24 protein-coding genes are annotated in these 24,944 nt (G+C 72.2%); 5 read left to right on the top strand and 19 right to left on the bottom strand.

Annotation, left to right across the window (positions count from 1 at the left end; genetic code table 11):
• Positions 1–92: 92 nt before the first annotated feature.
• Both ACWCRA_RS05865 and ACWCRA_RS05870 read right to left on the bottom strand, forming a co-directional pair.
• Entirely contained in the window at positions 93–1,889 is a 1,797-nt protein-coding gene (locus ACWCRA_RS05865) for an ABC transporter permease/substrate binding protein (protein ID WP_451066913.1), read from the bottom strand.
• Positions 1,882–3,006: a quaternary amine ABC transporter ATP-binding protein gene (locus tag ACWCRA_RS05870; protein ID WP_451066914.1), complete on the bottom strand. Its 1,125-nt coding sequence runs from the start codon at positions 3,004–3,006 to the stop codon at positions 1,882–1,884. The genes ACWCRA_RS05865 and ACWCRA_RS05870 overlap by 8 nt, the downstream gene beginning before the upstream one ends.
• A gap of 312 nt (positions 3,007–3,318) precedes the next feature.
• Here ACWCRA_RS05870 and ACWCRA_RS05875 point away from each other — a divergent pair, with 312 nt between their 5' ends.
• Both ACWCRA_RS05875 and ACWCRA_RS05880 read left to right on the top strand, forming a co-directional pair.
• Positions 3,319–4,224: a 5'-3' exonuclease gene (locus ACWCRA_RS05875; protein WP_451066965.1), complete on the top strand. Its 906-nt coding sequence runs from the start codon at positions 3,319–3,321 to the stop codon at positions 4,222–4,224.
• Positions 4,225–4,312: 88 nt separating this feature from the next.
• Complete coding sequence (locus ACWCRA_RS05880) at positions 4,313–5,155, top strand: siderophore-interacting protein (RefSeq protein WP_451066915.1); 843 nt, start codon at positions 4,313–4,315, stop codon at positions 5,153–5,155.
• 130 nt (positions 5,156–5,285) lie between these two features.
• Here the strand turns inward: ACWCRA_RS05880 and ACWCRA_RS05885 are convergent, their stop codons facing one another.
• A complete protein-coding gene (locus tag ACWCRA_RS05885; protein ID WP_451066916.1) occupies positions 5,286–5,915 on the bottom strand; it encodes a MerR family transcriptional regulator in 630 nt (209 codons plus the stop codon).
• Between the two features lie 145 nt (positions 5,916–6,060).
• Between ACWCRA_RS05885 and ACWCRA_RS05890 the strand changes: the two genes are divergently transcribed.
• Entirely contained in the window at positions 6,061–7,068 is a 1,008-nt protein-coding gene (locus ACWCRA_RS05890) for a hypothetical protein (RefSeq protein WP_451066917.1), read from the top strand.
• Between the two features lie 346 nt (positions 7,069–7,414).
• Here the strand turns inward: ACWCRA_RS05890 and ACWCRA_RS05895 are convergent, their stop codons facing one another.
• The 12 genes from ACWCRA_RS05895 to ACWCRA_RS05950 all read right to left on the bottom strand — a co-directional run bounded on the left by ACWCRA_RS05895 (position 7,415) and on the right by ACWCRA_RS05950 (position 20,300).
• Positions 7,415–10,249: a DEAD/DEAH box helicase gene (locus tag ACWCRA_RS05895; protein ID WP_351555136.1), complete on the bottom strand. Its 2,835-nt coding sequence runs from the start codon at positions 10,247–10,249 to the stop codon at positions 7,415–7,417.
• A gap of 517 nt (positions 10,250–10,766) precedes the next feature.
• Complete coding sequence (locus ACWCRA_RS05900; RefSeq protein WP_451066918.1) at positions 10,767–11,675, bottom strand: diacylglycerol kinase; 909 nt, start codon at positions 11,673–11,675, stop codon at positions 10,767–10,769.
• Positions 11,676–11,746: 71 nt separating this feature from the next.
• Complete coding sequence (gene tatC, locus ACWCRA_RS05905; RefSeq protein ID WP_351555133.1) at positions 11,747–12,649, bottom strand: twin-arginine translocase subunit TatC; 903 nt, start codon at positions 12,647–12,649, stop codon at positions 11,747–11,749.
• 110 nt (positions 12,650–12,759) lie between these two features.
• Positions 12,760–13,044 (bottom strand): Sec-independent protein translocase subunit TatA, encoded by a 285-nt coding sequence (gene tatA, locus ACWCRA_RS05910; RefSeq protein WP_351555059.1) that lies wholly within the window; start codon positions 13,042–13,044, stop codon positions 12,760–12,762.
• A 257-nt stretch (positions 13,045–13,301) separates the two neighbouring features.
• The gene (locus ACWCRA_RS05915; protein ID WP_351555056.1) at positions 13,302–13,502 is read right to left on the bottom strand and encodes a hypothetical protein; all 201 of its coding nucleotides are present in this window, start codon (positions 13,500–13,502) and stop codon (positions 13,302–13,304) included.
• Between the two features lie 11 nt (positions 13,503–13,513).
• On the bottom strand, positions 13,514–13,777 hold the full coding sequence (locus ACWCRA_RS05920; RefSeq protein WP_351555053.1) for a CpXC domain-containing protein: 264 nt from the start codon (positions 13,775–13,777) through the stop codon (positions 13,514–13,516).
• A gap of 98 nt (positions 13,778–13,875) precedes the next feature.
• Positions 13,876–14,895, bottom strand: coding sequence for a helix-turn-helix transcriptional regulator (locus ACWCRA_RS05925; RefSeq protein ID WP_351555050.1), 1,020 nt, complete (start codon positions 14,893–14,895; stop codon positions 13,876–13,878).
• Positions 14,896–14,910: 15 nt separating this feature from the next.
• Positions 14,911–15,867 carry a helix-turn-helix transcriptional regulator gene (locus ACWCRA_RS05930; protein WP_451066919.1) on the bottom strand — a complete coding sequence of 319 codons (957 nt, stop codon included), beginning with the start codon at positions 15,865–15,867 and terminating at the stop codon, positions 14,911–14,913.
• Positions 15,868–16,017: 150 nt separating this feature from the next.
• Positions 16,018–16,389 carry an FKBP-type peptidyl-prolyl cis-trans isomerase gene (locus ACWCRA_RS05935; protein ID WP_351555046.1) on the bottom strand — a complete coding sequence of 124 codons (372 nt, stop codon included), beginning with the start codon at positions 16,387–16,389 and terminating at the stop codon, positions 16,018–16,020.
• 132 nt (positions 16,390–16,521) lie between these two features.
• Positions 16,522–17,460: an FKBP-type peptidyl-prolyl cis-trans isomerase gene (locus ACWCRA_RS05940; protein WP_451066920.1), complete on the bottom strand. Its 939-nt coding sequence runs from the start codon at positions 17,458–17,460 to the stop codon at positions 16,522–16,524.
• Positions 17,461–17,636: 176 nt separating this feature from the next.
• Complete coding sequence (pafA, locus tag ACWCRA_RS05945; protein WP_351555041.1) at positions 17,637–18,998, bottom strand: Pup--protein ligase; 1,362 nt, start codon at positions 18,996–18,998, stop codon at positions 17,637–17,639.
• A gap of 9 nt (positions 18,999–19,007) precedes the next feature.
• The gene (locus ACWCRA_RS05950; RefSeq protein WP_351555038.1) at positions 19,008–20,300 is read right to left on the bottom strand and encodes an MFS transporter; all 1,293 of its coding nucleotides are present in this window, start codon (positions 20,298–20,300) and stop codon (positions 19,008–19,010) included.
• A 157-nt stretch (positions 20,301–20,457) separates the two neighbouring features.
• Between ACWCRA_RS05950 and ACWCRA_RS05955 the strand changes: the two genes are divergently transcribed.
• Positions 20,458–21,543: a LacI family DNA-binding transcriptional regulator gene (locus tag ACWCRA_RS05955; protein ID WP_451066921.1), complete on the top strand. Its 1,086-nt coding sequence runs from the start codon at positions 20,458–20,460 to the stop codon at positions 21,541–21,543.
• A 71-nt stretch (positions 21,544–21,614) separates the two neighbouring features.
• Complete coding sequence (locus tag ACWCRA_RS05960) at positions 21,615–22,655, top strand: hypothetical protein (protein ID WP_351555032.1); 1,041 nt, start codon at positions 21,615–21,617, stop codon at positions 22,653–22,655.
• Positions 22,656–22,879: 224 nt separating this feature from the next.
• Here the strand turns inward: ACWCRA_RS05960 and prcA are convergent, their stop codons facing one another.
• From prcA to ACWCRA_RS05980, 4 genes are read right to left on the bottom strand one after another with little or no spacing between them, the layout of a single operon-like run.
• Positions 22,880–23,626 (bottom strand): proteasome subunit alpha, encoded by a 747-nt coding sequence (prcA, locus tag ACWCRA_RS05965; protein WP_351555029.1) that lies wholly within the window; start codon positions 23,624–23,626, stop codon positions 22,880–22,882.
• A gap of 57 nt (positions 23,627–23,683) precedes the next feature.
• Positions 23,684–24,529, bottom strand: coding sequence for a proteasome subunit beta (prcB, locus tag ACWCRA_RS05970; protein WP_351555026.1), 846 nt, complete (start codon positions 24,527–24,529; stop codon positions 23,684–23,686).
• Positions 24,481–24,699 carry an endonuclease domain-containing protein gene (locus tag ACWCRA_RS05975; RefSeq protein WP_451066922.1) on the bottom strand — a complete coding sequence of 73 codons (219 nt, stop codon included), beginning with the start codon at positions 24,697–24,699 and terminating at the stop codon, positions 24,481–24,483. The genes prcB and ACWCRA_RS05975 overlap by 49 nt, the downstream gene beginning before the upstream one ends.
• A 5-nt stretch (positions 24,700–24,704) precedes the next feature.
• The gene (locus ACWCRA_RS05980) at positions 24,705–24,923 is read right to left on the bottom strand and encodes a ubiquitin-like protein Pup (protein WP_086569168.1); all 219 of its coding nucleotides are present in this window, start codon (positions 24,921–24,923) and stop codon (positions 24,705–24,707) included.
• Positions 24,924–24,944 lie beyond the last annotated feature (21 nt).

A 24,944-nucleotide genomic window follows, 5' to 3' on the forward strand; every position in this document is an offset into this window, starting at 1 on the left:
TATGCGGCCCGGACGGGGAAACGCGGGACGGGGCGGCCCTCGCCTCCGGCGAGAACCACCCCGTTCAGGTGAGCGGGAGCGCGGGCGTCCCCCTACCGCGGTGCCATCCGGTCCGCGACCCCGGGATTCGCCTTCAGCCAGGTGCGCACGGCGTCCTGCTCCTTGCCCGTGCCGGTCTTCTGGATCTCCGCCTCAAGGCTGGTGAGCTGCTTTTCGGTCATTTTGAAATCCTTGAGCCAGCCTCCGATCTCGGGGTGATCGGCGGCGAAGCCCTTGCGGGCGATGGTGTGGACACCGTCGCCCTCGCCCCAGGCCCCCTGGGGGTCGTCCAGCTTCTTCAGGTCATAGGTGCTGTAGGCCCAGTGCGGGGACCAGAGCGTGGTGACGATGGGCTCCTTCTTCTGGTACGCCCGCTTCAGCTCGGCGAGCATGCCGGGGGTGGAGCCGTCGACGACCTCGTACTCGCCCCTGAGGCCGTACGCGTCGAGGACCTTGTCATTGAGCAGGCCCATCATCCCGGCGCTGGGCTCGATGCCGATGATGCGGCCCTTGAAGGTGCCGGACTTGCCCTTGAGGTCCTCCAGGGAGTCGACGCCCCGCACATAGGAGGGCACGGACAGCTCCAGCGAGGTGGGGCCGAACCAGGAGCCGAGGTCCTCCAGGCGGTCGCCGTACTTCTTCCAGTACTGGGCGTGGGTGACGGGCAGCCAGCCGTCGGTCTGGAAGTCGATCTGGCCGCCGGCGAGCCCGGTGTAGAGCGCTCCGGCCTCCAGCTGCTTGGTCTCGACCTCGAAGCCCCGGCGCTCCAGGACCTCCTTCCAGAGGAAGGTGGAGGCGATGCCCTCGTCCCAGGGGATGTAGCCGATGGTGACCTCGCGCCCCTTGCCGATGTCGGCGGCGCCGGAGGGCGCGGCCGGCTTCCCGGCGCCGAAGACGCCGAGGCCGCCCGCGACGAGCGCGAGGACGACCACACCGACGGCGGCGACGGCGGGCCGGGGGCGGTGGTCCCTGATCCTGGGGCGGCCGGCCAGCGCCTTGGCCTTGGCGATGGCGCGGCGGCCCAGCGGCGAGACCTGGCGGCCCAGCTCGCCGGTGATCCGGTCGAGGTACATGGCGAGGATGACGATGGAGATGCCGGCCTCGAAGCCGAGGCCGATGTCGACATTGCCGATGGCGCGGTAGACCGCGCCGCCGAGCCCGCCGCCGCCGACCATGCCGGCGATCACGACCATGGAGAGGCCGAGCATGATGACCTGGTTGACCCCGGCCATGATGGTCGGCAGGGCCAGCGGCAGCTGGACCCGCAGCAGGGTGTCGCGCGGGGTGGTGCCGAAGGCCTCGGCGGCCTCGACCAGCTCCTTGTCGACCTGGCGGATGCCCAGTTCGGTCATGCGGACGCCGGGCGGCAGGGCGAAGACGATGGTGGCGATGATCCCGGGGACCACGCCGACGCCGAAGAAGATGATGCCGGGGATCAGATAGACCATGGCGGGCATGGTCTGCATGAAGTCCAGCACCGGGCGGACGACGGCGCTGACGGTCCTGGAGCGCGAGGCCCAGATGCCGAGCGGGACGGCGATCGCCAGGGTGACCACGGTGGCCACCAGGACCAGCGAGAGGGTCGACATGGCGTCGTCCCACAGCTCGATGGAGTCGATCAGCGCGAAGCCCGCGAAGGCGAGGACACCGGCGAGCAGCCCGCGCAGCCACCAGGCGGCGACGGCGAGGATGCCCGCGAAGAGCAGCGGCTCGGGCGCGGAGAGGGCCGCGTCGATGCCGTCGTACATGCCGGTGACGAGGGAGCTGATCGCGTCGAACAGCCACTCCAGATGGAGCCGGAGCCAGTCCACTCCCCGGTCGACCCAGTCGCCGATGTGGATTCTAGGCACGGGCCACCGCCCTGGCGCCGGCCGCGCGCGCGGTGGTGGCGGTGCCGGCGGGCGGGGACGGGGTCATCGGCTCGCCGAGGACGGCGAGCAGCCTCGACCGGGGTACGACCCCGACGAGCGCGCCGCCGGAGTCGGTGACGGCGACCGGGGACTCGCTGGTGGAGCAGGGGGTGAACAGCTCGATGATCGGCGTGTCGGCCGGTACGGCCGCCGGGGCGGCGGCGATCACCTCGGCCGGGGTCGCCGGCTGCCGGGCGGCACCGAAGGCGGTGTCGGCGTCGGCCATGATCGCGCCCGCGGTGAGCACCCGGGAGCGGTCCACGTCCTGGGTGAAGGAGGCGACGTAGTCGCACGCGGGGGTGACGAGGATGTCCTCGGCGCAGCCCTGCTGGACGATGCGCCCGTCGCGCATCACCGCGATGCGGTCGCCGAGCCGCATGGCCTCGTTGAGGTCGTGGGTGATGAAGACGATGGTCTTCTTCAGCGTCTTCTGGAGCTGGAGCAGCTGGTCCTGCATATCGCGGCGGATCAGCGGGTCCAGCGCGCTGAAGGACTCGTCCATCAGCAGCAGATCGGCGTCGGTGGCGAGCGCGCGGGCGAGGCCGACGCGCTGCTGCATACCGCCGGACAGCTCGTCGGGCCAGGAGTCCTCCCAGCCGGCGAGCCCGGCGAGGGCGAGCGCCTCGGTGGCCCGGCGGTCGCGCTCGGAGCGGGGAACGCCCTGGACCTCGAGGCCGTATCCGGCGTTCTCCAGGACGCTGCGGTGCGGGAAGAGCGCGAAGTGCTGGAAGACCATGCTGATCTTGCGGGAGCGGACGGCGCGCAGTTCGGCGGGGCTCAGGGCGGTCAGGTCCTGGCCGTCGAAGAGGACCCGGCCCGCGGTCGGGCCGAGGAGTCCGTTGAGCATCCGCAGCAGGGTGGACTTACCGGACCCGGAGAGGCCCATGACGACGAAGATCTGTCCTGGCTCGACGGTGAACGAGGCATCGATCACGGCGGCGGTCGTGCCGTCGGCGCGCAGTTCGTCGCGGTCGGCTCCCCCTTCCAGCCGTTGGATCGCTTCCTCGGGTCGTCTTCCGAACACTTTGTACAGATGTTCGGCCTGGAGCCTGGACACATACACCTCGCGCGTTGAAACGAAAGCGGTCCGCCACCCCCTGCCGGCGGACCGAAGAGCAGTGCGGGTTCCGCCCGCACACCCCGAAAGCTGTTGAAAATGCAACGGGGTCCGCTCCGGATGCGCGCCTGCCCTGATCTTCACAAGGCAAACACAACAGTGAGCCAGGTCACTCCGGGTGACCGGCGGGAGTGCCGGGGGCGGCGGGGGCGCTCGCGGCAGGGTGCCGCCTCGGGGGCGCCGTCAGAGGGGCGCTGTCAGAGGGGCGCTGTCGGTGGGGTGCGGCATGATCGGGGTGTGACGCGACGCCTGATGCTCCTCGACACCGCCTCCCTGTACTTCCGGGCCTACTTCGGGGTCCCCGACTCCGTCCGCGCCCCCGACGGCACCCCGGTCAACGCGGTGCGCGGGCTGCTCGAATTCATCACGCGGCTGGTCCAGGACCACCACCCGGACGACCTCGTGGCCTGCTGGGACAACGACTGGCGCCCCCAGTGGCGGGTCGACCTGATCCCCTCGTACAAGGCGCACCGGGTCGCCGTGGAGACGGCGGCGGGGCCCGACGAGGAGGAGACCCCGGACACCCTCGCCCCCCAGGTCCCGGTGATCGCCGCGGTGCTGGACGCCCTCGGTATCGCCCGGGTCGGCGCCGACGGCTACGAGGCGGACGATGTGATCGGCACCCTCACGGCACGCGCCCCCGGCCCGGTGGACATCGTCACCGGTGACCGCGACCTCTTCCAGCTCGTCGACGACGCGCGCGGGCGCCGGGTGCTCTACCCGCTCAAGGGAGTGGGATCGCTCCAGCTCACCGACGAGGCATGGCTGCGTGAGAGGTACGGAGTGGACGGCCCCGGCTATGTGGATCTGGCCCTGCTGCGGGGCGACCCGAGCGACGGGCTGCCGGGGGTGCCCGGCATCGGCGAGAAGACGGCGGCCAAGCTGCTGGACGCCTTCGGTGATCTCGCGGGGATCATGGCGGCCGTGGACGACCCGGAGGCGAGGCTCACCCCCTCCCAGCGCCGGCGGCTCGACGAGGCCAGGGCGTATGTGGCGGTGGCGCCGACGGTGGTGCGTGTGGCGTCCGGCGTGGCACTTCCCGCCTTCGACCCCGCGCTGCCCACGGAGCCGCGCGACCCGGCGGCGCTGGAGGAACTGGCGGCGCGCTGGGGGCTGGGTGGTGCGCTCCAGCGGCTCCTGACGACCCTTCGGCGGTGAGCGCGCCGGTCGCCCCGGGCTGAGATTCGACTTCCGTAGTGCTAACTTAGGTAAGCCTAAGCAGCCTAGGAGTTCGAGGGAGACCGCCGTGGCAGAGCAACCCGTCCGCAAGACATCGTCCGCCTACGAGGCACAGGTGATCCACACCGAGCGGATCGCGCCGCACATGGTGCGGGTCGTCCTCGGCGGTGAAGGGCTGGCGGGGTTCGCTGTCGACGGCTCCACCGACAGCTATGTGAAGCTCCTGTTCGCGCCGGAGGGCGTGAGCTACCCCGAGCCGTTCGACGTGGACCGCATCCGGGCGGAGTTCCCGCGCGAGCAGTGGCCCGCCAACCGCACGTACACCGTGCGCGCCTGGGACGCCGCCCGGAACGAGTTGACGATCGACTTCGTGGTCCACGGCGACGAGGGGCTCGCGGGCCCCTGGGCCGGGCGCGCGCAGACCGGTGACACCCTGTGGATTCTCGGCCCCGCCGGGGGTTACGCACCCGACCCCGCCGCCGACTGGCATCTGCTGGTGGGCGACGAGAGCGCGCTTCCCGCGATCGCCGCCGCGCTGGAGAACATGCCGGCGGGCGCGCTGGTGCACGCCTTCGTCGAGATCGACGGACCCGCCGACGAGCAGAAGATCGTCACGCCGGACGGGGTCGGCGTCAGCTGGCTGCACCGCGCGGGCCGCCCGGTGGGCGAGGCGCTGCTGGCGGCGGTGACCGGGCTGGAGTTCCCCGAGGGCCGGTTGTGCGCCTTTGTGCACGGCGAGGCGGGGTTCGTGAAGGAGCTCCGCCGCCATCTGCGCCTGGAGCGCCAGGTGCCGCGCGAGCACCTGTCGATCTCGGGGTACTGGCGGCTCGGCAAGACCGATGAGGCGTGGCGCGAGGTGAAGCGCGAGTGGAACGCCCAGGTCGAGCGCGAACAGGAAGCCGCCGCCTGACCCACCGCCCCCTCCTCGACGACCCCCGGCCGCACCCGCGCCGGGGGTCGCCCCCGTCTCCGCCCGCCCGCCGGAAGGCCCCGGCTCGCCGGCGAGACCGAGCAGCCCGGGCCCGGGCCCCGCGCGGCGCTCACCCCGGCCCGGACGCGGCTCCCTCCGTGGCGGCGCGGCGGGCCTCGTACATCCCCGCCGAGATGCTCACCTGGGCGAGATGGCGCAGGGCGTCGAGCATCGCGTCCCCCAGGACCGTGCCGACGATCGCGCGCTCCACCACCGCGTCGACCCCCGCGCTGCCCCCCACATAACCGAGGTCGGCGCGCGCGGCGATCTCCGCCGCGTCGGCGTAGGAGTCCATCACCCCGGCGAACTCCTGGTGCCCGACGCGCTCCAGCGCCGTCAGCGCCGTGGCGAGTGCCTCCCGCGCGGGACAGTCCTCCCCCACCCGCCAGCCGCGCCGTGCGATCAGCTCGGACACCTGGGCACGGGAGGCCGCGAGCGATGTCCCGTCCCCGCTCTCCGGGTAACGGGCCACCAGCAGATCAGTGGCGACGCCCAGTATTTTATGGACCGATCTGCCGGGATCGTCCACTGCCGCGAGCACCTCCGCGATCGCGGACACCTTCAGCCCGCCGACATCGAGCAGCGCCCGGATCAGCCGGAGCCTGTGCTCGTGGGTCTCGCCGTAGGACGCCTGATTGGGGCTGGTCAACTGCCCTGCGGGGAGCAGCCCTTCCCGGACGTAGTACTTGATCGTCGGCACCGGAACCCCGGTCCTGCGGCTCAACTCGCCAATGCGCACGGCCCGTTCGCCCTTTCCGTCTTGCCCCTGTCGCTCCCCATCATAGATAGTGGGCACAACGGATAGTGGACAGCTCCACTATCCATCACCCACGGGGGGTACACCCATGTCTTCCTGGCGCACCTGGCACCGGCCGCTCCTGGCCGTCTCCGCGCTGATGGCTCTCACGGCGGTCGTCTCCGCCGTCGGCCTCGCCACCGACGACCGCACACTCGTCGGTTCACCCATCTGGCTGAAAGCCTTTAAATTCGCCATATCCTTTGGCATATACGGACTCTCACTGGCCTGGATGCTCTCCCTGAGCACCCGCGCCCGCCGCACCGGCTGGTGGGCCGGGACCTCTGTCGCGGTGACCACGGTCGTCGAGATGGCGATCATCGTCGCCCAGGTCATCCGGGGCAGACAGAGCCACTACAACCAGGGGACCGAACTCGACGAGACGCTCTGGAGCATCATGGGCAACACCATCGTGGTGCTCTGGGGCGCGAGTCTGCTCATCGCCATCCTGCTCTTCCGCTCCCGGCTCTCCGACGCCGCTTCCGCCTGGGCCCTGCGGCTCGGCGCGGCGATCACGCTGGCGGGCGCGGCGCTCGGCTTTCTGATGACCTTCCCCACCGAGGAGCAGTCGGCGGCCGAGGACCGCGGTGAGACCCCGGACATCGTCGGAGGCCATGCCGTGGGCGTGGCCGACGGCGGCCCCGGCATGCCGCTGACCGGCTGGTCCACCACCGGCGGGGATCTGCGCATCCCGCACTTCGTGGGGATGCACGCCCTTCAGCTGCTGCCCCTGCTGCTGCTCGGACTACTGCTGCTCGCCTCCCGGCTGCCCCGGCTCCGTGACGAGCGGGTCCGGCTGCGGCTGGTCCTGACGGCCTCCGGGGTCTACGCGGCGCTGATCGCCCTCACCACCTGGCAGGCGCTGCGCGGCCAGCCGCTGATCCACCCGGACGCCGCGACCCTCACCGCCCTGGCCGCCGTCCTGGTGTCCGGGGCCCTGGGCACGGCCCTCTCCCTCCGGCTGCGCACCGGGGACAGCGGGAAGCCAGGCGGCCCGGAGGCCCCGGGGAACAGCGAGGGCGCCGGGGACCGGGAGGACCGGGAGCTGGTGCCCTGACCGGCCGGGCCGGCCCCGCCCCGTCGGGGGAGGGCGGGGCCGGCCCGCGCGGAGTCACTCCCCGGGAAGGAGTCGGGCCGCGCGCGCCGGGCCGGGCCGGGCCGGGGCCGCGCTGAGCGGCACCCCGGCCGGTGAGGGTGAGCACCCCGGCCGGTCACGGTGAGGCACCCCCGGCCCGGGGCACCGCCGCGCCGCCTCGTCCCCCGCCTCGCGGCGCCCGCGCGATGCGTCCGCTCCCCGTTCGCGGAACCGGAAGGCGAGCACCGGGCGGAGACCCCGGGCGCCCGGGGCCTCCCGGGGCCTCCCGGCGCCTCCCGGCGCCGCTCCCGCCGGAAGGGCCGCCTTCTCACCCCACCGAGCTGTAGGCCACCACACCCCGCAGCAGCGACTCCACGGCCTTCCGGGCATTCCTCGCGACCGTGCCGCCGTCGGCCGGGGCGGCGGCGGCGATCTGGCCCAGGACGTCGATGACCTGCTTGGTCCAGCGCACGAAGTCCCCCGCGGGCATCTCCGCCTCGCGCAGCACCTCGTCCAGGCTCTTGTCGGACGCCCACTGGTACGCCGCCCAGGCGAAACCGAGGTCCGGTTCGCGCTGGCCCACACCCTCCGCCTGGTTGATCTTGAAGTCCTCCTCCAGGGCGTCGAGCCGGCCCCAGATGCGGACCATCTCGGCGAGCGCCTCCTTGGCCTTGCCGCCCGGGACCTTCGGGGCCACCGCGTCGTCCGACTGACGGGCCTCGTAGACCAGCGCCGAGACACAGGCCGCCAGCTCCGCCGGGCTCAGCCCGTCCCAGACCCGCTCGCGCAGACACTCGCTCGCGAGCAGATCCAGCTCCCCGTACAGCCGGGCCAGCCGCTTGCCGTGCTCCGTGACCTCATTGCCCCGGAGGTAGTCCAGCTCCGTCAGCAGGGCCACGATCCGGTCGAAGGTGCGGGCGATGGTGTTGGTGCGCCCCTCGATCCGGCGCTCCAGCTGCTGGGTGTCGCGCTGGAGGCGGTGGTACCGCTCGGCCCAGCGGGCGTGGTCCTCCCGCTCGTCGCAGCCGTGGCAGGGGTGGGCCCGCAGCGCGGCCCGGAGCCGGGCGATCTCGCGGTCGTCGGCCGCCGCGGACCTCGACCTGTGGTGCCGGTCGGGGACGATGTGACCGGCCTTGGTCCGCAGCGCGGAGGCCAGATCCCGCCGTGACTGCGGTGAGCGCGCGTTGAACGACTTGGGAATCCGCATCCGCTCCAGCGCCTCCACCGGCACCGGGAAGTCGATCGACGCCAGCCGCTTGACCTGCCGTTCGGCGGTGAGCACCAGAGGGCGGGGCCCGTCGTTCATCTCGAAGCCCCGGTGGCCGTGGCCAGGGGAGCGGCCGGCCGGAATCCCCGGGTCGAGGACGAGCGCCAGCCCGGCGAACTTTCCGGTGGGGACATGGATGACATCCCCCGGCTTCAGCTTCTCCAGCGAGCCGGCCGCGGCGGCCCTGCGCTGCGCCGCGCCCTGCTTGGCCAGCTCCGTCTCCCGGTCCTTGAGGTCGCGGCGCAGCCGCGCGTACTCCTCGAAGTCGCCGAGGTGGCAGGTCATGCCCTCGCGGTAGCCCTCCAGGCCCGTCTCGTTCTTCTGCACCTGGCGGGAGATGCCGACGACCGAGCGGTCCGCCTGGAACTGCGCGAACGAGGTCTCCAGCAGCTCGCGCGAGCGGTGCCGCCCGAACTGCTGCACCAGATTGACCGCCATGTTGTACGACGGCCGGAAGCTGGAGCGGAGCGGATACGTCCGGGTGCCGGCGAGGCCCGCGAGGGCGGCCGGGTCCATCGCCCGCTGCCACAGCACCACCGCATGGCCCTCGACATCGATCCCGCGCCGGCCGGCCCGGCCGGTGAGCTGGGTGTACTCGCCGGGGGTGATGTCCGCGTGCTGCTCGCCGTTCCACTTGACGAGCTTCTCCAGGACCACCGAGCGCGCGGGCATGTTGATGCCGAGGGCGAGGGTCTCGGTGGCGAACACGGCCTTGACCAGACCCCGGACGAACAGCTCCTCGACGACCTCCTTGAAGGTCGGCAGCATGCCGGCGTGGTGCGCGGCGATGCCCCGCTCCAGGCCCTCCAGCCATTCGTAGTAGCCGAGGACATGGAGGTCCTCGGTGGGGATGGCGGCGGTCCGCTCCTCGACGATCTCGCGGACCCGGGCCCGCGCGGCGTCGTTGTTGAGCCGCAGCCCGGCGTGGAGGCACTGCTGCACGGCGGCCTCGCAGCCCGCGCGGCTGAAGATGAAGGTGATCGCGGGCAGCAGCCCCTCCGCGTCCAGCCGGTCGATGACCTCGGGGCGGCCCGGGGTCCAGATCCGGCTGCGCTGGCGGCGCTCCCGCTCCCGGTCGGCCTCGCGGACCATCTTGCCGCGGCGGCGGTCGCGCGGGTTGTAGCCGCGCTGGTTCTCCATCCGGGCCAGCCGGACGAGATCGGGGTTGACCTCGCGCCGGCCGGTGCCGCGCCCGCCGTGGTCGCTCTCCTCCTCGAAGAGGTCGTACATCCGGCGGCCCGCCATCACGTGCTGCCAGAGCGGCACGGGCCGGTGCTCGGAGACGATCACCGCGGTGTCGCCGCGGACGGTGTCCAGCCAGTCGCCGAACTCCTCGGCGTTGGAGACGGTCGCCGACAGTGACACCAGGGTCACCGACTCGGGGAGGTGAATGATCACTTCCTCCCAGACGGCGCCCCGGAAGCGGTCGGAGAGGTAGTGCACCTCGTCCATGACCACATGGCCGAGGCCGAGCAGGGAGTTCGAGCCCGCGTAGAGCATGTTCCGCAGGACCTCGGTGGTCATCACGACCACCGGCGCATCGGCGTTGACACTGTTGTCGCCGGTGAGCAGGCCGACCTTGTCCGCGCCGTAGCGCTTGGCGAGATCGGTGTACTTCTGGTTGGAGAGGGCCTTGATGGGGGTGGTGTAGAAGCACTTGCGGCCCTGCTGGAGGGCGAGGTGGACGGCGAATTCGCCGACGATGGTCTTCCCTGAGCCGGTGGGCGCGGCGACGAGCACACCCCTGCCCGCTTCCAGGGCCTGACAGGCTTCGATCTGGAAGGGGTCCAGGTCGAATTCGTACATCTCGCGGAAGGGGGCCAGCGCGGTGGCCTCCTCGGCGGCGCGGATGCGGGCGGCGGCATAGCGCTCGGCGGGGGAGAGATCCTCGGTCATCTTGCTCACGAGCCTACCCAAGAGGTACGACAGTCAGCGCGGGCTTAATGCCCCGGCCCGCCCCGGCACCCGCCCGTGACCTCCCCGGCAACGGCCCCGGGAACCGGCCGGAGGCCCCACCGGCCCCCGACCGGGACCGGCCGGAGGCCCCACCGGCAGCCGGACCGGCACCGACCCAAGGCACCACCAGGAGCCGATGCGCGACCCGGCGAAGGCCCCACCGGAAACCGACACTCGACCGGACGGAGGCCCGGCCATGCCCACGGACCGGAACCGGCCGAAGGCACGACCGACAGCCGGACGGGCACCGGCCGGAGCCCAGGCCGGCAGCCGACACGCGACCCGGCGAAGGTCCGACCGGGATCACGGACCGGCACCGACCCAAGGCACCGCCGGCAGCCGACACGCGACCCGGCGAAGGTCCGGCCCGGACCACGGGCCGGCCGGTCCCGCGCCCGCACCCGCACCCGCACCCGCGCCACGGAGCCCCGCGCCCCGCGCCCCACCCCGGCGGTCGTCAGCCCCGTGCCGCCCCCGGAGCCGTCAGCACCCCCACCGCGCCGGGTACGCACTCGGCCGTCAGCGGCAGCGGCCCCAGCCGCTCCCCGTCGGCGTACCCGCTGATCCCGGGCGCCGCCAGCTCGACGGAGCGGGCCCGGTGCACACTGACCCTCGGGTGGCTCAGATGGGTCCCCCGGTACACCCTCGGGAACACCCGGAGCAGGGTCTTCCGGTCGCACTCCGCGACCACGGTGACATCGAGAAGGCCGTCGTCCAGTTCCGCCCCCGCGCACATCCGCATCCCGCCCCCGTAGGAGCCGCCGTTGCCCACGGCGACGAGGGTGGCCTCGATCTCCCTGGTCCGGCCGCCGTCGAGGGTGATCCGGTACGGGATGGGGCGCAGCGCCGCCAGTTCGGCGAGCATCGCCAGGTCGTAGCGGAACCGGCCGACGGGCAGCCGCATCCGGTTGCCCCGGTCGTTCACCCGGGAGTCGAAGCCGGAGGCGAGGATGGTGCCGAACCAGGTCTCCCCCACCCGCCCCAGGTCGATCCGCCGGACCGTCCCGCCGCGGAGCGCCGCCGCGATCAGTCCGGCGGCGCGGGCGGGGTCGCGGAGCGGCAGCCCGAGCGAGCGGGCGAAGTCGTTGCCGGTGCCGACGGCGATCACACCGAGCGGGGTGGGGGTCCCGGCGACGGCCTGGAGCGCCAGCGACATCAGACCGTCGCCGCCGACGGCTATCAGCGCGCCGGTGCCGGCGCCGACGGCCTCGCGGGCCCGGCGCAGCGCGTCGGGAGAGTCCTCGCCGAGGACGGTACGGACGGAGAATCCGGCGTTCCGCAGTGTCCGGGCGGCGGGCTGCGCGGCCCGCGCGCCCCGGCCGCGTCCGGCGGTGGGATTCACGAAGAGGGTGATCTCGCTGGTCACCCGCGTGACGTTACTGCACCCCCGGAGGCGGGCCGGGGGCTCACACCCCCGGCCGGTGCCGTCGTCCGGTCTCAGGTGATGTCGTCGTAGCCGTTGACCCGGTGCGAGCGGGCGCCGTCCGATTCGCCGCTCGCCTGCTCGGGCAGTGCGCGGGAGGCGGTCACGGGCTCGACCGCCGCGACACCGTCCGGGTCGAGGTCGAGCGGGGCGGCCTCGTCGTCGTCGAGCGCGGCGTCGGGATCGTTGCGGGCACGGCGCTTGTCGTTGAGGAGGGAGAAGCCCACGGCCGCGTAGTAGAGCACGACGATCGGGCCGGAGAGGGCCATCATGCCGATCGGGTCCGTGGTGGGGGTGGCGACCGCGCCGAAGACGAAGACCCCCATCACCACACCGCGCCACCAGCCGGCCATGCGGCGGCCGGTGACCATGCCGACCAGATTCAGCATGATCAGGATCAGCGGCAGTTCGAAGGCGAGTCCGAAGACCAGCACCATCCGGACGGAGAAGTCGAGGACGTCGTCGAGTTCGAGGAGGTTGCCCGCGGCGTCGGGGGTGATCTTCAGCAGCATCTCGAAGCTGATCGGCATGACCAGGTAGGCGAGATAGGCGCCGGAGAGGAAGAGCGGGACGGCCGCGGCGACGAAGTAGTACGTGTACTTCTTCTCGCTCCTGTGCAGGCCGGGCGCGACGAACGCCCAGAGCTGGTAGAGCCAGATCGGGCAGGAGAGTACGACACCGGCCAGCAGGGTCACCTTGACCGTGGTGGTGAAGGGCGACAGCAGCTTGTTGAAGACGATGTTGGCGCACTGGCCGCCGGAGTTGGACTCACCCGGCTCGCACGCCGGTACGGGCGCGGCGAGGAAGTCCATCAGCTGCTTGTTGTAGAAGGCCGCGATGATGCTCATGACAACGATCGCCAGCAGCCCCTTGGCGAGCCGGTTGCGCAGCTCACGCAGATGCTCGGCGAGCGGCATCCGCCCCTCGGGGTCCTTCGCCGTGTTCTTCGAGCGGGCAGGCTTGAGCAACCCACGTCCTCATCTCGTGCGTGCGGACCGACCGCCCTGACGGGAGACGGCCTGGGTGGTCAGCGCTGGGCGGAGTCGGTGGGCTCGGCGACGGGGCGGGCGCTCTGCACATCGCCGGGCGACGCCTGGATGGTCCGGGGAGCGGGCTGGACCGGGTCCTGGTCCTTCGGCTCGGCGGGCGCGGCGGCCGGCTGCCCCTCGGACTTCATCTGCCGGGCCTCGCTCTTCAGGATGCGCGCCGACTTCCCGAGGGAACGGGCCATGTCCGGAAGCTTCTTGGCGCCGAAGAGGAGGATGACGACGAGGAGGATGAGAACAATCTCCAACGGACCGAGGTTCGGCATAATTCTGGTCTACCTTCTCACCGAGGCGGCATGGTCTGAGCTGAGGCCGTGACCGGGAGATCCAGGCCACAGCCACGTGCGATCGTAACTCTCACGGGTGAACACAGGGCAATCCCCCCGCAGACTCCCGCCGGCGTCCGGTGCCTCATCACATGGACCGCCGCCCTTCAGGGTACCGGTCGCCGGAGCCGTGTATCAGGGTCCGCCGGCCACCATCTGTACCAGCCATCCACACCGCCGGTTCCCGGACCCGGCGGTCAGGGGCGGAGGGTCTCCCCGGTCCGGGCCAGCCTCGCCGCCGCCCGCTCCAGGTCCTCGGAGGCGCGGCTGATCCGCTCCGCGGTGCGGGCGACCTCCCGGCCCAGGCGCTGGGCCTCGATGAAGACCCGGATGCCGAGGACGGCGAGCACGGCCGTCCCGAGGAAGCCGAGGGCGATGGCGATCATGGGCCAGAGCATGAGGGAAGAACCTAGACCGTTCCGGAGCCGGGGGTGAGACGGAGGGTGCGCACGCCGCCGCCGGTGAGCAGTTCGACGATCCGCTCCCCGGCGGGCTTGCGCACGGACGCGCCGCACTCGGGGCAGGTGAAGGAGTAGAAGGTCGTACGGTGGCTGGCGCCGATCGCCAGCCGCAGCGACTCGGCGGACAGCTCGAAACTGGCGCGGCAGTCGGGGCAGGCGGCCCGGAAGTGCACCGGGCCCATCGAGGCCGCGATCTCCGACATCAGCGACATGGGTGGTGAACCTCCCTCTCCCCGCCCGGCGGGGGCGGTACGTTCCTCGACCGTCGCGGGCCCCGCGCTCCCGGCCGCCGGCCGGGCACCGGCGGCCATCAGCCGCCCGCTCCGGTGGTGGCGGGGCCGGCGCTCTCGTACACCGGGGCGGCGAGGGCGTCCCCGGTTCCGCTCTCGTAGGCCGCGAGGGCCTCGCGCGCCGCCGTGCGGGCGCTCTCCGCCAGGTCCCGCGGTGCCACGATCCGCCCGTCCTGGCCCAGCCGCAGCGCGAGACGGCGCAGCGAGGCGGGGGACGGCGTCCGCAGGGTGACGCGCAGACCGCCGCCGGGGAGTTCCTCGGCACTGTCGTGCGGGTAGTACTCGGCGACCCAGCGGCCGGCGGGCTCCACCTCGATCACCACCTCGGGATCGTCGGCGGAGGGCTGCACCAGCCCCTCGGAGAGATCCCGCAGCTCGATCTCGGGCGGCGCCGAGGGGGCGTCCAGCAGCCGGATCTCGGCGACCCGGTCCAGCCGGAAGGTCCGGCGGGCCTCCGAGAGCCGGCACCAGGCCTCCATATAGGTGTGGCCCACGGCGAAGAGCCGGATCGGGTCGACCTCGCGCTCGGTCAGCTCGTCCCGGGCGGGCGAGTAGTAGCGCAGCCACAGCCGGCGCCGCTCCGAGATCGCCCGGTCCACCTCGGCGAAGACACCGCCCTCGGACTCGAAGGTCACCGAGAGCCGGGAGGACGCGCCGGCGGCCTCGCCCGCCGCCGTCTCCAGCTTGGCGGTGGCGCGCAGCAGCGCCTCCCGGTCGCCCTCGCGCAGCCCCGGCAGGGTGGCCACGGCGCGCGCCGCGACCAGCAGCGCGGTCGCCTCGTCGGCGGCGAGCCGCAGCGGCTCGGCGACATCGTCGGGGTTGTGCCACCAGATGCGGTCGCCGTCGGTGTCGATGTCGAGCAGATCGCCGCCGCGGAAGCTGGTCCCGCACATGGGCAGGACGTCGAGGTCGGAGATCAGCTCGTCCTCGGTGATGCCGAAGGCGCGGGCGACATCCCCGACGCGGGCGCCGGGGCGCTCCCGCAGATAGGTCACCAGCGACAGCATCCGCCGGGTCTGGTCAATGGCGTTGGCGGCCATGATCGACGACTCCCCTCAGCCCTGGGCCACGGCGCGCAGCCGGTCCATCACATCGGCCCGCAGATCCGCGGGTCCCACCACCACGGCGTCGGGGCCGAACTCCACCAGCCAGGCGTCCAGACCGTGTCCGTACGGAATCTCCAACTCGTCCCAGCCCCCGCCGAGTTCCCGCACCGACCGGGCCCTGGCGCGCAGTGGGTAGCCGCAGCCGGAGCGGAGCCTGATCCGCGCGGTGCGGGTGGCGGTCTCCCCCGCCCAGCTCTCCACGGTCTCCCGCACGGTCACCACATCGGGCACGGGCGCGGTGAAGGCGCCGGCGCGGGAGCGGACCCGGCCGGTGATCCGGGAGAGCCGGAAGACCCGTTCGGCGCCCCGGTCGCGGTCCCAGCCCGCGAGATACCAGTGGCCGCGCCAGCACTCCAGGGTCCAGGGCTCGACCTGGCGCTGCGCCGGGGTGGCGGCGGTGGCCTTGCGGTAGTCGAAGATCACGGGCCTGCGGTCACGGCAGGCGAGCATCAGCGGCTCGAAGGCGGCCTCATGCACCGGAATGCGCGGCTCCAGCGCGCTGGGCTGGGCGTCGAAGGCGTCGTCCGCCTCCGGCATCCCGGCCGCGCGCAGTTTCTGGAGGGCGCCGCTGGCGGCGCCGGCGAGCCTGGCCTGCTGCCAGACCCGGGCCGCGAGGCCCAGCGCCGCCGCCTCCTCGCCGTCCAGGGTGATCGGCGGCAGCCGGTTGCTGTCGCGGCGGGCGAGATAGCCGACCTCGCCGTCGAGGTTCTCCACCGTCGCGATGACCAGGCCCAGCTCGCGGAGATCGTCCTTGTCGCGCTCGAACATCCGGTTGAAGGCGTCGTCCGCGCCGGCCTCCAGATAGGCCTCGATGGAGGCCCGCAGCTCACGCTTGCTGAGCGGGCGCCTCGTACCGAGCAGGCACAGCGCCAGATTCATCAGCCGCTCGGCCTTGGCAATGGCCATCGACGCCCCGCACCTCTTCTGCTCTGCGCGCTCTTCTGCCCGAGTCGCGTCCGCCCTGACGACCGTACCGCCCCGGGGTGTCGGGACAAAGCCGAGGCCCGTGCTCCCCGGGGGAGCACGGGCCTCGCACCGGCCGCGGACGGCGCCGGATCAGACCGCGATCAGGTCGACCACGAAGATCAGCGTCTCGCCCGGCTTGATCCGGCCGCCCGCGCCGCGGTCGCCGTACGCGAGGTGCGCGGGGATGGTCAGCCGGCGGCGGCCGCCGGTCTTCATGCCCTGGACACCCTGGTCCCAGCCGGCGATGACCTGTCCGGCGCCGAGCTGGAACTTGAACGTCTGGCCGCGGTTCCAGGAGGCGTCGAACTCCTCACCGGTGGAGAAGGACACGCCCACGTAGTGGACGGTGACGAAGTCGCCCGCCTTGGCCTCCTGGCCGTCGCCCTCCCAGAGGTCCTTGATCTCCAGGTCCGCCGGCGGATTGCCCTCGGGGAAGTCGATCTCGGGCTTGTCGATGCTCACTGAACTGCTCCTCAAGAAATGATGTACGGGCAACCGGGACAGTCTTTCATCCTCACCCGGCGAAGACGGTCCCGGCACGGGGGGCGCGGCCGTGCCGGGCTCATCGGCCCGGGGCACGGCCGCGCGCGGCCCCTACTTCGTCAGCAGATCGACGGTGAAGACCAGGGTGGAGTTCTTGGGCACGCCGTTCTCCTCCTTGGTGCCGAAGCCCTTGTCCGGCGGGATCACCAGCAGCACCCGGCTGCCGACCTTCTTCCCGGCCAGCCCTTCCTTCAGGCCCTCCAGCGGGATCTGGGACAGCGCCCAGGTCGCGGTCGTGTCCGTCGGGTAGGTGCTGCCGAACTGCTTGCCGTCCTTCCAGATGAAGGCGTCGTACTTCGCGACCACGGTGTCCTTGTCGGTCAGCGCGGGGCCGGTACCCTCCAGGACGTAGTTGGAGACCAGCTTCGACGGCGGGTCCGCCTTGGGGATCTTCACCGAGGGGGCCTTGCCGTCGGTGTTCACGCCCACCTTCGGCAGGGCGGCGTCCTTCTGCGGGACCTCGGTGCCCTTGGCGGAGGCCGGGACGTTCTTCACGATGTCCATGACGAAGACCAGGGTGGCGTTGGGCTTGATGCCGTTCTGTCCCTGGGCGCCGTAGGCCAGCTCCGGCGGGATCGACACCTCCAGACGGCTGCCGATCTTCTGGCCCTTCAGCGCCTCCTGCCAGCCCGGGATCACACCCTGGCCGCCGACGGTGACGGCGAAGGGGGCGCCTCGGTCGAAGCTGTTGTCGAAGGGCTTGGTCTCGTCCCACACCTGGCCCAGGTAGTTCACCTGGGTCTGGTCGCCCTTCTTGAGGACGGCGCCCTTGCCCTCGCTGAGGACCTCCACCTTCAGCTTCTTCGGCGGAGTGCCCTCCCCCTTCGCCAGCGTCGGCTTCTCGCCGAACTTGGCGCCGTCGGTGATGGCGGGCAGCCCGCCCTGGGACGCGATGGAGTCGGAGCCCTTGTCCTTGTCCTCGCTGCTTCCGCATGCGGCTGTCGAGAGCAGCAGCGCGGGGATGACAAGAAGGCCGGCGAATCGGCGCACGTGTTCCTCAGATCTCAGACGTCGGATTGGATTCCTCGACACTCTAGGACGTGCCGAGGGCCCCGTACGAGCAACGTACGGGGCCCCGGTGACGTTCCGGCCGACCGGCGGATACCGACGGGTACCGATGGGCACTGGCGTACGGCCGTCGGCCGTGTGCCCCGCCCGCCCGGCGGCTACATGCCGGCGATGAGCTTCTCCACCCGGTCGTCCACCGAGCGGAACGGGTCCTTGCAGAGCACCGTGCGCTGCGCCTGGTCGTTGAGCTTGAGGTGGACCCAGTCGACGGTGAAGTCCCGCCGCTGCTCCTGGGCCCGCCGGATGAAGTCGCCGCGCAGCCGTGCCCTGGTGGTCTGCGGGGGCACCGACTTGCCCTCGAAGATCTTCAGGTCGTTGCAGATCCGGGCGGCCTGGCCCTTGCGCTCCAGCAGGTAGTAGAGGCCGCGGCGGCGGTGGATGTCGTGGTACGCGAGGTCTATCTGCGCGACCCGGGGGTGGGACATGGTCATGTTGTGCTTGGCCCGGTACCTCTCGATGAGCTGGTACTTCATGACCCAGTCGATCTCGGTGCCGATGCGGTCCAGGTCCTCCGCCTCGATCGCGTCCAGCGTGCGGCCCCAGAGTTCGAGCACCTGCTCGACGGTGCCGGTGCGGATGCCCCGGCGGTCGACGAAGTCCACCGCCTTCTCGTAGTACTCCCGCTGGACCTCCAGGGCGGAGGCCTCACGGCCGCTGGCCAGCCGCACCTTGCGCTGGCCGGTGATGTCATGGCTGACCTCGCGGATCGCCCGGATCGGGTTCTCCAGGGTCAGATCGCGCATCACCGTGCCCGCCTCGATCATGCGCAGCACCAGATCGGTCGCGCCGACCTTGAGGAGCATGGTCGTCTCGGACATGTTGGAGTCGCCGACGATGACATGGAGCCTGCGGTAGCGCTCGGCGTCCGCGTGCGGCTCGTCCCGGGTGTTGATGATGGGGCGCGAGCGGGTGGTCGCCGAGCTGACGCCCTCCCAGATGTGCTCGGCGCGCTGGCTGACGCAGTAGACCGCGCCGCGCGGGGTCTGGAGCACCTTGCCCGCGCCGCAGAGCAGCTGCCGGGTGACCAGGAAGGGGATGAGGATGTCCGCGAGCCGGGAGAATTCCCCGTGGCGGGCGACGAGATAGTTCTCGTGGCAGCCGTAGGAGTTTCCCGCCGAGTCGGTGTTGTTCTTGAAGAGATAGACGTCGCCCGCGATTCCCTCCTCGTGCAGGCGGCGTTCGGCGTCGACGAGCAGACCTTCGAGAATCCGCTCACCGGCCTTGTCATGGGTGACCAGCTCGGTCACGTTGTCGCATTCCGGTGTGGCGTACTCCGGATGCGAGCCCACGTCGAGGTAGAGGCGGGCGCCGTTCCGCAGGAAGACATTGCTGCTGCGGCCCCAGGAGACAACTCGGCGGAAGAGGTAGCGCGCCACTTCGTCAGGTGACAGTCGGCGCTGTCCCCTGAACGTGCACGTGACGCCGTACTCGTTCTCCAGCCCGAAAATGCGGCGGTCCATGTCTGAACATTACGCCTCAACGCCTGAGCTGAAACCGGGTTCGGCGGCACCATTGCGATCATTTTCGGCTGACCGGGCCGGGGGGTCACCGGCCGGGAGCGCGATCCCCGCCCCCGGCTCCGGCTCGGCGAGGGCCCGCCGCGTGGCCAGCAGAACGGCGAGCGCCGCGATTCCGCCCGCGCCGGTGACCACGAATCCCCACGCGGTGGAGCCCGACTCGACGGCGGGGCCCGCCGCCGCGGTGCCGGCCGCCGCTCCCACGCCGAAGGTGGTCACCAGCCACGAGAACGCCTCGGTGACCGTGCCGCGCGGCGCGTGCCGGTCCACGGCGACGAAGGCACAGGCGAGCGCGGGCGCGAGGAAGAGCCCGGCGAGCACGGAGAGCGCGGTCATCGCGACCACCCCGGGCGTCAGCGCCAGCGGCAGATAGCCGAGCGCCAGCAGCGCGACGATGATCCGCAGCCGCCGCTCGGGCGGGCCGCTCCAGCCCCGGGAGCCGTAGAACACCCCGCCGACCAGGGCGCCGAAGCTCAGCGCGGCCAGCAGCCAGCCGTAGACCGCGCCCCGGCCGTGGTCGTCGGCGTAGGCGATCCCGGCGACGGTGATCGAGCCGAGGGCGAGGCCGACGAAGAAGAAGGAGCCGAGCAGCGCCAGCAGCCCCGGCGAGCGCAGCGCCCCCAGCCAGTGCGCCTCGCGGGGAGCGGAGCGCCAGGCGCGGGAGGGTGCGGAGAGGACCACGGCGAGCGCTCCGAGCAGCCCGATGACATTGATCACCACCAGCGCGGCACCCGCGGACCAGAACGCGACGAAGAGGGTGATCAGCAGCGGGCCGACCGTGTACATGATCTCCTGGGCGACCGCGTCCAGGGCGTACGCCCGGTGCACCCGGTCCTCCCGCCCCAGCACGCTCGGCCACAGCGCCCGCAGCCCCCCTTCGAGCGGCGGGGTGAAGAGCCCGGCCACGGCGACGGCCGCGTACGCGAGGGGCAGCGAGCCGGTCCCGGCGACGGCGAACAGCACCATCCCGAGCGCGGACACCACGGCGGCCGGGAGCAGCACCCGCAACTGGCCCCGGAGGTCGACGGCGCGCCCCAGCAGCGGCTGCCCCACGGCGGTGGCTATCCCGTGCACGGCGGCGAGGCCGCCCGCGAGGCTGTAGCCGCCGCCCTCCGCCCGGGTGAAGAGCACGATGGCGACCGGCCCGGTGGCGTGGGGCAGCCGGCCCACGAGGGTTCCGGCCAGCAGCCGTGCGGCGTGCGGTGCCTTGAGGATGTCCGCGTATCCCGTGGCCTCGGTGGCCATGTCCCGCCCCTCTCCCCCGGCCGACCGGGGTGTTACGTATAACGTGCCGGAGTCATACGTACCATGGCGGCAGTCCGCGGGTCCACAGCGCCGCCACGCCGCGGACGTGCGGACAGCCGCGCGGAACGCGGGCGGCGCGACGGCGGAGGACGGCACCATGGCAGAGCGGCAACGGGAGCTCGCGCACGGCGGCGACGGATCGGGCCCCTGGCCGCCGCCCGGCGCCCAGACCTCCGCCGGCGGCGCCCCGGCACACCGTCCCACCAGCCGCGATGTCGCGCGGGCCGCCGGGGTCTCGCAGGCGACGGTCTCCCTCGTCCTCGGGGACAAATGGCGCGGCAGGGTCTCCGAGCGGACCGCGGGGGCGGTGCGCGACGCCGCCCGGGGCCTGGGGTACCGGCCCAATCTCGCCGCGCGCAGCCTCCGGCTCGGCCACACCAGAACCGCCCTGCTGGTCGTTCCCGCGCTCACCAACGAGTTCTTCGCCCGGGTCTACACCGGGGCCGCCGCCGTCGCCGAACGGCACGGCTTCGGCGTGGTCGTCTACCCCTCGCCCGACGGCACCGGGCCCGCCAGGGACCCCTTCGCCTCGGCGCGGGCCGCGCTCGACGGCGTCATCGCCTCCTCCATGGCCGCCGCCGCGCTCGGCCCCCTGCGCGGAACGGACCTCCCCCTGGTGATGCTGGACAGCGACCCCGCCGACCGGGAGGCCGCCGCCCATGTCAATCTCGCCATCGGCGACGGAATCCGGCAGATCGCGGACCACCTCCTCGGCCTCGGGCACCGGCGGTACGCCCATCTCGCCTCCGCCGTCGACTCCTGGACCTTCGAGGTGCGCGCCCGCTCCCTCGCCGAGGCCCTCGGCACGGCCCCCGACGCCGCCCGGGTCCCGTTCGACGTGAACGCGGCGCGCGAGGCCGCCCACCGGCTCCTGACCGGCCCCGGGCCCCGGCCCACCGCTCTCGTCTGCGACGGGGACCTGCTGGCCGCGGGCGCCTGCAAGGCCGCGCGGCGGCTGGGGCTGCGGGTCCCCGAGGACCTCTCGGTCACCGGCTTCGACGACTTCGCCCTCGCCACCGCCGTCGAGCCCGAGCTGACCACGGTGCGCCTCCCGGCGGAGGAGGTCGGCGAGCAGGGCATGCGCGCCCTCCTCGCGACCCTGGAGGGGAAGGCTCCGGTCCCGGTCGAGCTCCCCGTCGAACTGGTCGTACGGGAATCCTCCGGGCCGGCGCCCGCCGGGTGACGGCGCGCCCCGGCCGGTGCTCCGGAAACAGCCCTTGAGGCCGCGGGGCCCGCCGTGGAACGATCCCGATCATGACGAGTACGGCGGAGACCCCGATCGACGCTGCTCTGGTCGGGACGGTCCGCGCATCCGGTTCGGTGACCCCGCTCGCCGAGGGGCGGCTGGCCGTCACGGACGACCGGCTGCTGGAGATCCACGACGCCAAGACCTTTCTGTCCGGCGCCCTCACCCCCGTACACACCCTGGCCCTGCCGGCCCGCTCCACCGCCGCCGCGCTCGACGACGGCGCGATCATCTGCGAGGCGGCCGGAATCCGCCGGGTGACGGCGGCGGGAGCCACCCGCTGGGAGCTGCCACACGCTCCCTGGCACGGCCCCCACCACGACCCGCGCCCGCCGGGGCCGCCCGCCCCGCACCCCGGCGGTGCCGTGGTGAGCGCCCTGGTGCCGGCCCTCGCCGGGGGCATGGAGGACGGGGGCCGGGAGCGCTACACCCACGACACCCTGCTGCTGCTCGACACCGACACCGGGCGCATCCGGGCCCGCCGGCCCATCGGCAGGACCTCGTCCGTCGCCACCCAGCGCTGGCATCCGGACGGGGAACTGCTCGCCCTCTCCAGCTGGACCACCTGGTACAGCTGGTCCAGCTGGTGGATCGAGCCGCGCCGCGACGGGCTCCACATCAGGGGCGGCACCACCATGCGGGAGATCATCGACTTCCTCCCGGGCCCGGTGGGCGATCCGCCGCGACCGCTCACCCTCCGCCGTGCCGAGGGGATCGCCGCCAACGACGACCGCAATGAACTCGCGTCCCACGATGTGGCCACCGATGAGCCGCTGGCGCTCTACGACCTGAGCCGGATCACCGGGGACCGCGCGGACGACGAGTTCGACGGGGCGTTCCTCCTGGACGGCGACCACCTTCTGGTCACCGGCCGAATCCACCCTCCGGGCCGCCCCGCGGTCACCCGCCACTGGCTCTGCGACGCCCGGACGCTCCAGCCGCTGGGCCGCATCCGCTATCCGGCCCCCGTCGGCTGGGTCACCCCGCTGCTCGACGGCACCTGGCTCACCCGAACCCCCTCGGGCCACCACCACTGGTCCCTCCCCTGACCAGGGACCGGCCACGGAACCAAGGGCAGCGGAATCAAGCCCCCGGGGCGTCCGGGGGTGGCGGAGCGGGGGTACGGGGGCCGGCCGCCGACCGGAGAGACCCACCCCGCGGCGGTGCGGGCGCCCCGGGCCGGCCCGGCCCTCCGGTCCCAGGCCCCGCCGGAAACGCACGGCGCCCCGGACCACCCTCATCAGGCGGCCCGGGGCCCCGTCTCCACCGCGAACTACTCGTCCGTGTCCGACGGAGCGTCCGTCGGCGCCGACGCCGCCCCGTCCGCCTCCAGCAGCCTCGCCAGCTGCCGCCCCACGATGCGGCGGAACTTGCGCTTCTGCGGCCGGGTCCGGTCCAGCACCGCCACCTCCAGCCGCTCGGCCGGAATCTCCCGGTCCGTGCCATTGGTCTGGTTGGACAGCGCCTGGACGGCCAGCTTCAGCGCCTCCGCCAGCGACATACCGTCCCGGTGGCGCTGATCGAGAAACGCGCTGATCTGCTCGGCGTTGCCACCGACCGCGACCGATCCGTGCTCGTCCACGATCGATCCGTCATGCGGCAGCCGGTAGATCTGATCGCCGTCGGGGGTCGGTCCGACCTCCGCGACCACCAGCTCCACCTCGTACGGCTTCTCGGCCGAACTGGAGAAAATGGTGCCCAGGGTCTGGGCGTAGACATTCGCCAGACCACGGGCGGTCACATCGTCGCGGTCATAGGTGTATCCGCGCAGATCGGCGTAGCGGACTCCGCCGATACGGAGATTCTCGTACTCGTTGTATTTACCGGCGGCGGCGAAGCCGATCCGGTCATAGATCTCGCTGAACTTGTGCAGCGCGCGGGACGGGTTCTCACCGACGAAGACAATGCCGTCGGCGTATTGCAGCACAACCAGGCTGCGGCCACGGGCGATGCCCTTCCGGGCGTATTCCGCCCGGTCCTGCATGGCCTGTGCGGGCGAGACATAGAACGGCGTCGTCACCGGTTATCCGTCCCTTTCTGTCAGTGGCATGGGGCCCCGCGATGACTGGGGATGCATTCAGAGCAGTGCGGCGCGCGGTCCGTCCGGCTGCTCCAGCCGGCGCTCCAGAATCGACCGGGCGATCTCCGAGGACTCGTCGTCGGTGAGCCGGCGGAATCCCTCCTCGGTGATCACCGTGACGATCGGGTAGATCCGCCGGGCCACATCGGGGCCGCCGGTCGCCGAGTCGTCGTCCGCCGCGTCGTACAGCGCCTGCACCACCAGTGTGGTGGCCTGCTCCTCCGTCAGATCGTCGCGGTAGAGCTTCTTCATCGAGCCCCGCGCGAAGATCGACCCCGAGCCGGTGGACGCGAAGCCCAGCTCCTCGGAGCGGCCCCCGGTCACGTCGTACGAGAAGATCCGGCCCCGGCCCCGGTCCACGTCGTACCCCGCGAAGAGCGGAACGACCGCGAGACCCTGCATGGCCATGCCCAGGTTGCCCCGGATCATGGTCGAGAGCCGGTTCGCCTTGCCCTCCAGCGAGAGCTGCGCGCCTTCGACCTTCTCGAAGTGCTCCAGCTCCAGCTGGAAGAGCTTGACCATCTCCACCGCGAGCCCCGCGGTGCCCGCGATGCCCACGGCCGAGTACTCATCGGCCGGGAAGACCTTCTCGATATCGCGCTGGGCGATCATGTTCCCCATGGTCGCGCGGCGGTCGCCCGCGAGCACCACACCGCCGGGGAAGGTCGTGGCGACGATGGTCGTGCCGTGCGGCGCCTCGAAGGCGCCCTGCACGGGCGGGAGGGAGCGCTTCCCCGGCAGCAGCTCCGGGGAGTGGTTCCCCAGGAAGTCCATGAAGGAGGACGAGCCGGGCGTCAGGAAGGCGGCTGGCAGACGCCCGGTGCCACGAGTGTTGGCTTCCACGAGTTTCCTTCCACGTTGGCGGCAGCCCGCCGGACGGCGCCGGGATCGTCTCCCAACGCGCCGATGGCCTCATCGCAGTTGAAGCACAGTACGCCACGGACCTTACCCGTCTCGCGGCAGTGATCCATAGGTGCGGCGAGAGCCGCGGGACTGCCGCGGCGTTCACCCACGTGGACTACTGTCCACCCTTCTGAACGAAGGAGCGCACAAAGTCCTCCGCGTTCTCCTCCAGGACGTCGTCGATCTCGTCCAGGACGGAGTCGACATCGTCCGAGAGCTTCTCCTGGCGCTCCTTGAGATCCTCGGAGACCTGCGCGTCCTGCGCCTGCTCCTCGACCTCCTCCGTGGAACGCGTGGCCTTCTGCTGCCCGCCGCCGGTGTCCTTGGTCGCCATGTCCCTCACCCCGCTCGGTTT

This window comes from Streptomyces sp. NPDC001889 (assembly GCF_053594535.1).

Bases quoted from the DNA above. Each gene is read 5' to 3' on its own strand.
- ACWCRA_RS05920 (WP_351555053.1), bottom strand. From the start codon at position 13,777: ATGTCGCTGATGTCGGAGATCGCGGCCTCGATGGGCCCGGTGCACTTC.
- ACWCRA_RS05955 (WP_451066921.1), top strand. From the start codon at position 20,458: ATGGCAGAGCGGCAACGGGAGCTCGCGCACGGCGGCGACGGATCGGGC.
- ACWCRA_RS05930 (WP_451066919.1), bottom strand. From the start codon at position 15,867: ATGGCCATTGCCAAGGCCGAGCGGCTGATGAATCTGGCGCTGTGCCTG.
- ACWCRA_RS05980 (WP_086569168.1), bottom strand. From the start codon at position 24,923: ATGGCGACCAAGGACACCGGCGGCGGGCAGCAGAAGGCCACGCGTTCC.
- ACWCRA_RS05915 (WP_351555056.1), bottom strand. From the start codon at position 13,502: ATGCTCTGGCCCATGATCGCCATCGCCCTCGGCTTCCTCGGGACGGCC.
- ACWCRA_RS05895 (WP_351555136.1), bottom strand. From the start codon at position 10,249: ATGACCGAGGATCTCTCCCCCGCCGAGCGCTATGCCGCCGCCCGCATC.
- tatA (WP_351555059.1), bottom strand. From the start codon at position 13,044: ATGCCGAACCTCGGTCCGTTGGAGATTGTTCTCATCCTCCTCGTCGTC.
- ACWCRA_RS05875 (WP_451066965.1), top strand. From the start codon at position 3,319: ATGCTCCTCGACACCGCCTCCCTGTACTTCCGGGCCTACTTCGGGGTC.
- ACWCRA_RS05960 (WP_351555032.1), top strand. From the start codon at position 21,615: ATGACGAGTACGGCGGAGACCCCGATCGACGCTGCTCTGGTCGGGACG.
- ACWCRA_RS05890 (WP_451066917.1), top strand. From the start codon at position 6,061: ATGTCTTCCTGGCGCACCTGGCACCGGCCGCTCCTGGCCGTCTCCGCG.
- ACWCRA_RS05950 (WP_351555038.1), bottom strand. From the start codon at position 20,300: ATGGCCACCGAGGCCACGGGATACGCGGACATCCTCAAGGCACCGCAC.
- pafA (WP_351555041.1), bottom strand. From the start codon at position 18,998: ATGGACCGCCGCATTTTCGGGCTGGAGAACGAGTACGGCGTCACGTGC.
- ACWCRA_RS05925 (WP_351555050.1), bottom strand. From the start codon at position 14,895: ATGGCCGCCAACGCCATTGACCAGACCCGGCGGATGCTGTCGCTGGTG.
- tatC (WP_351555133.1), bottom strand. From the start codon at position 12,649: ATGCCGCTCGCCGAGCATCTGCGTGAGCTGCGCAACCGGCTCGCCAAG.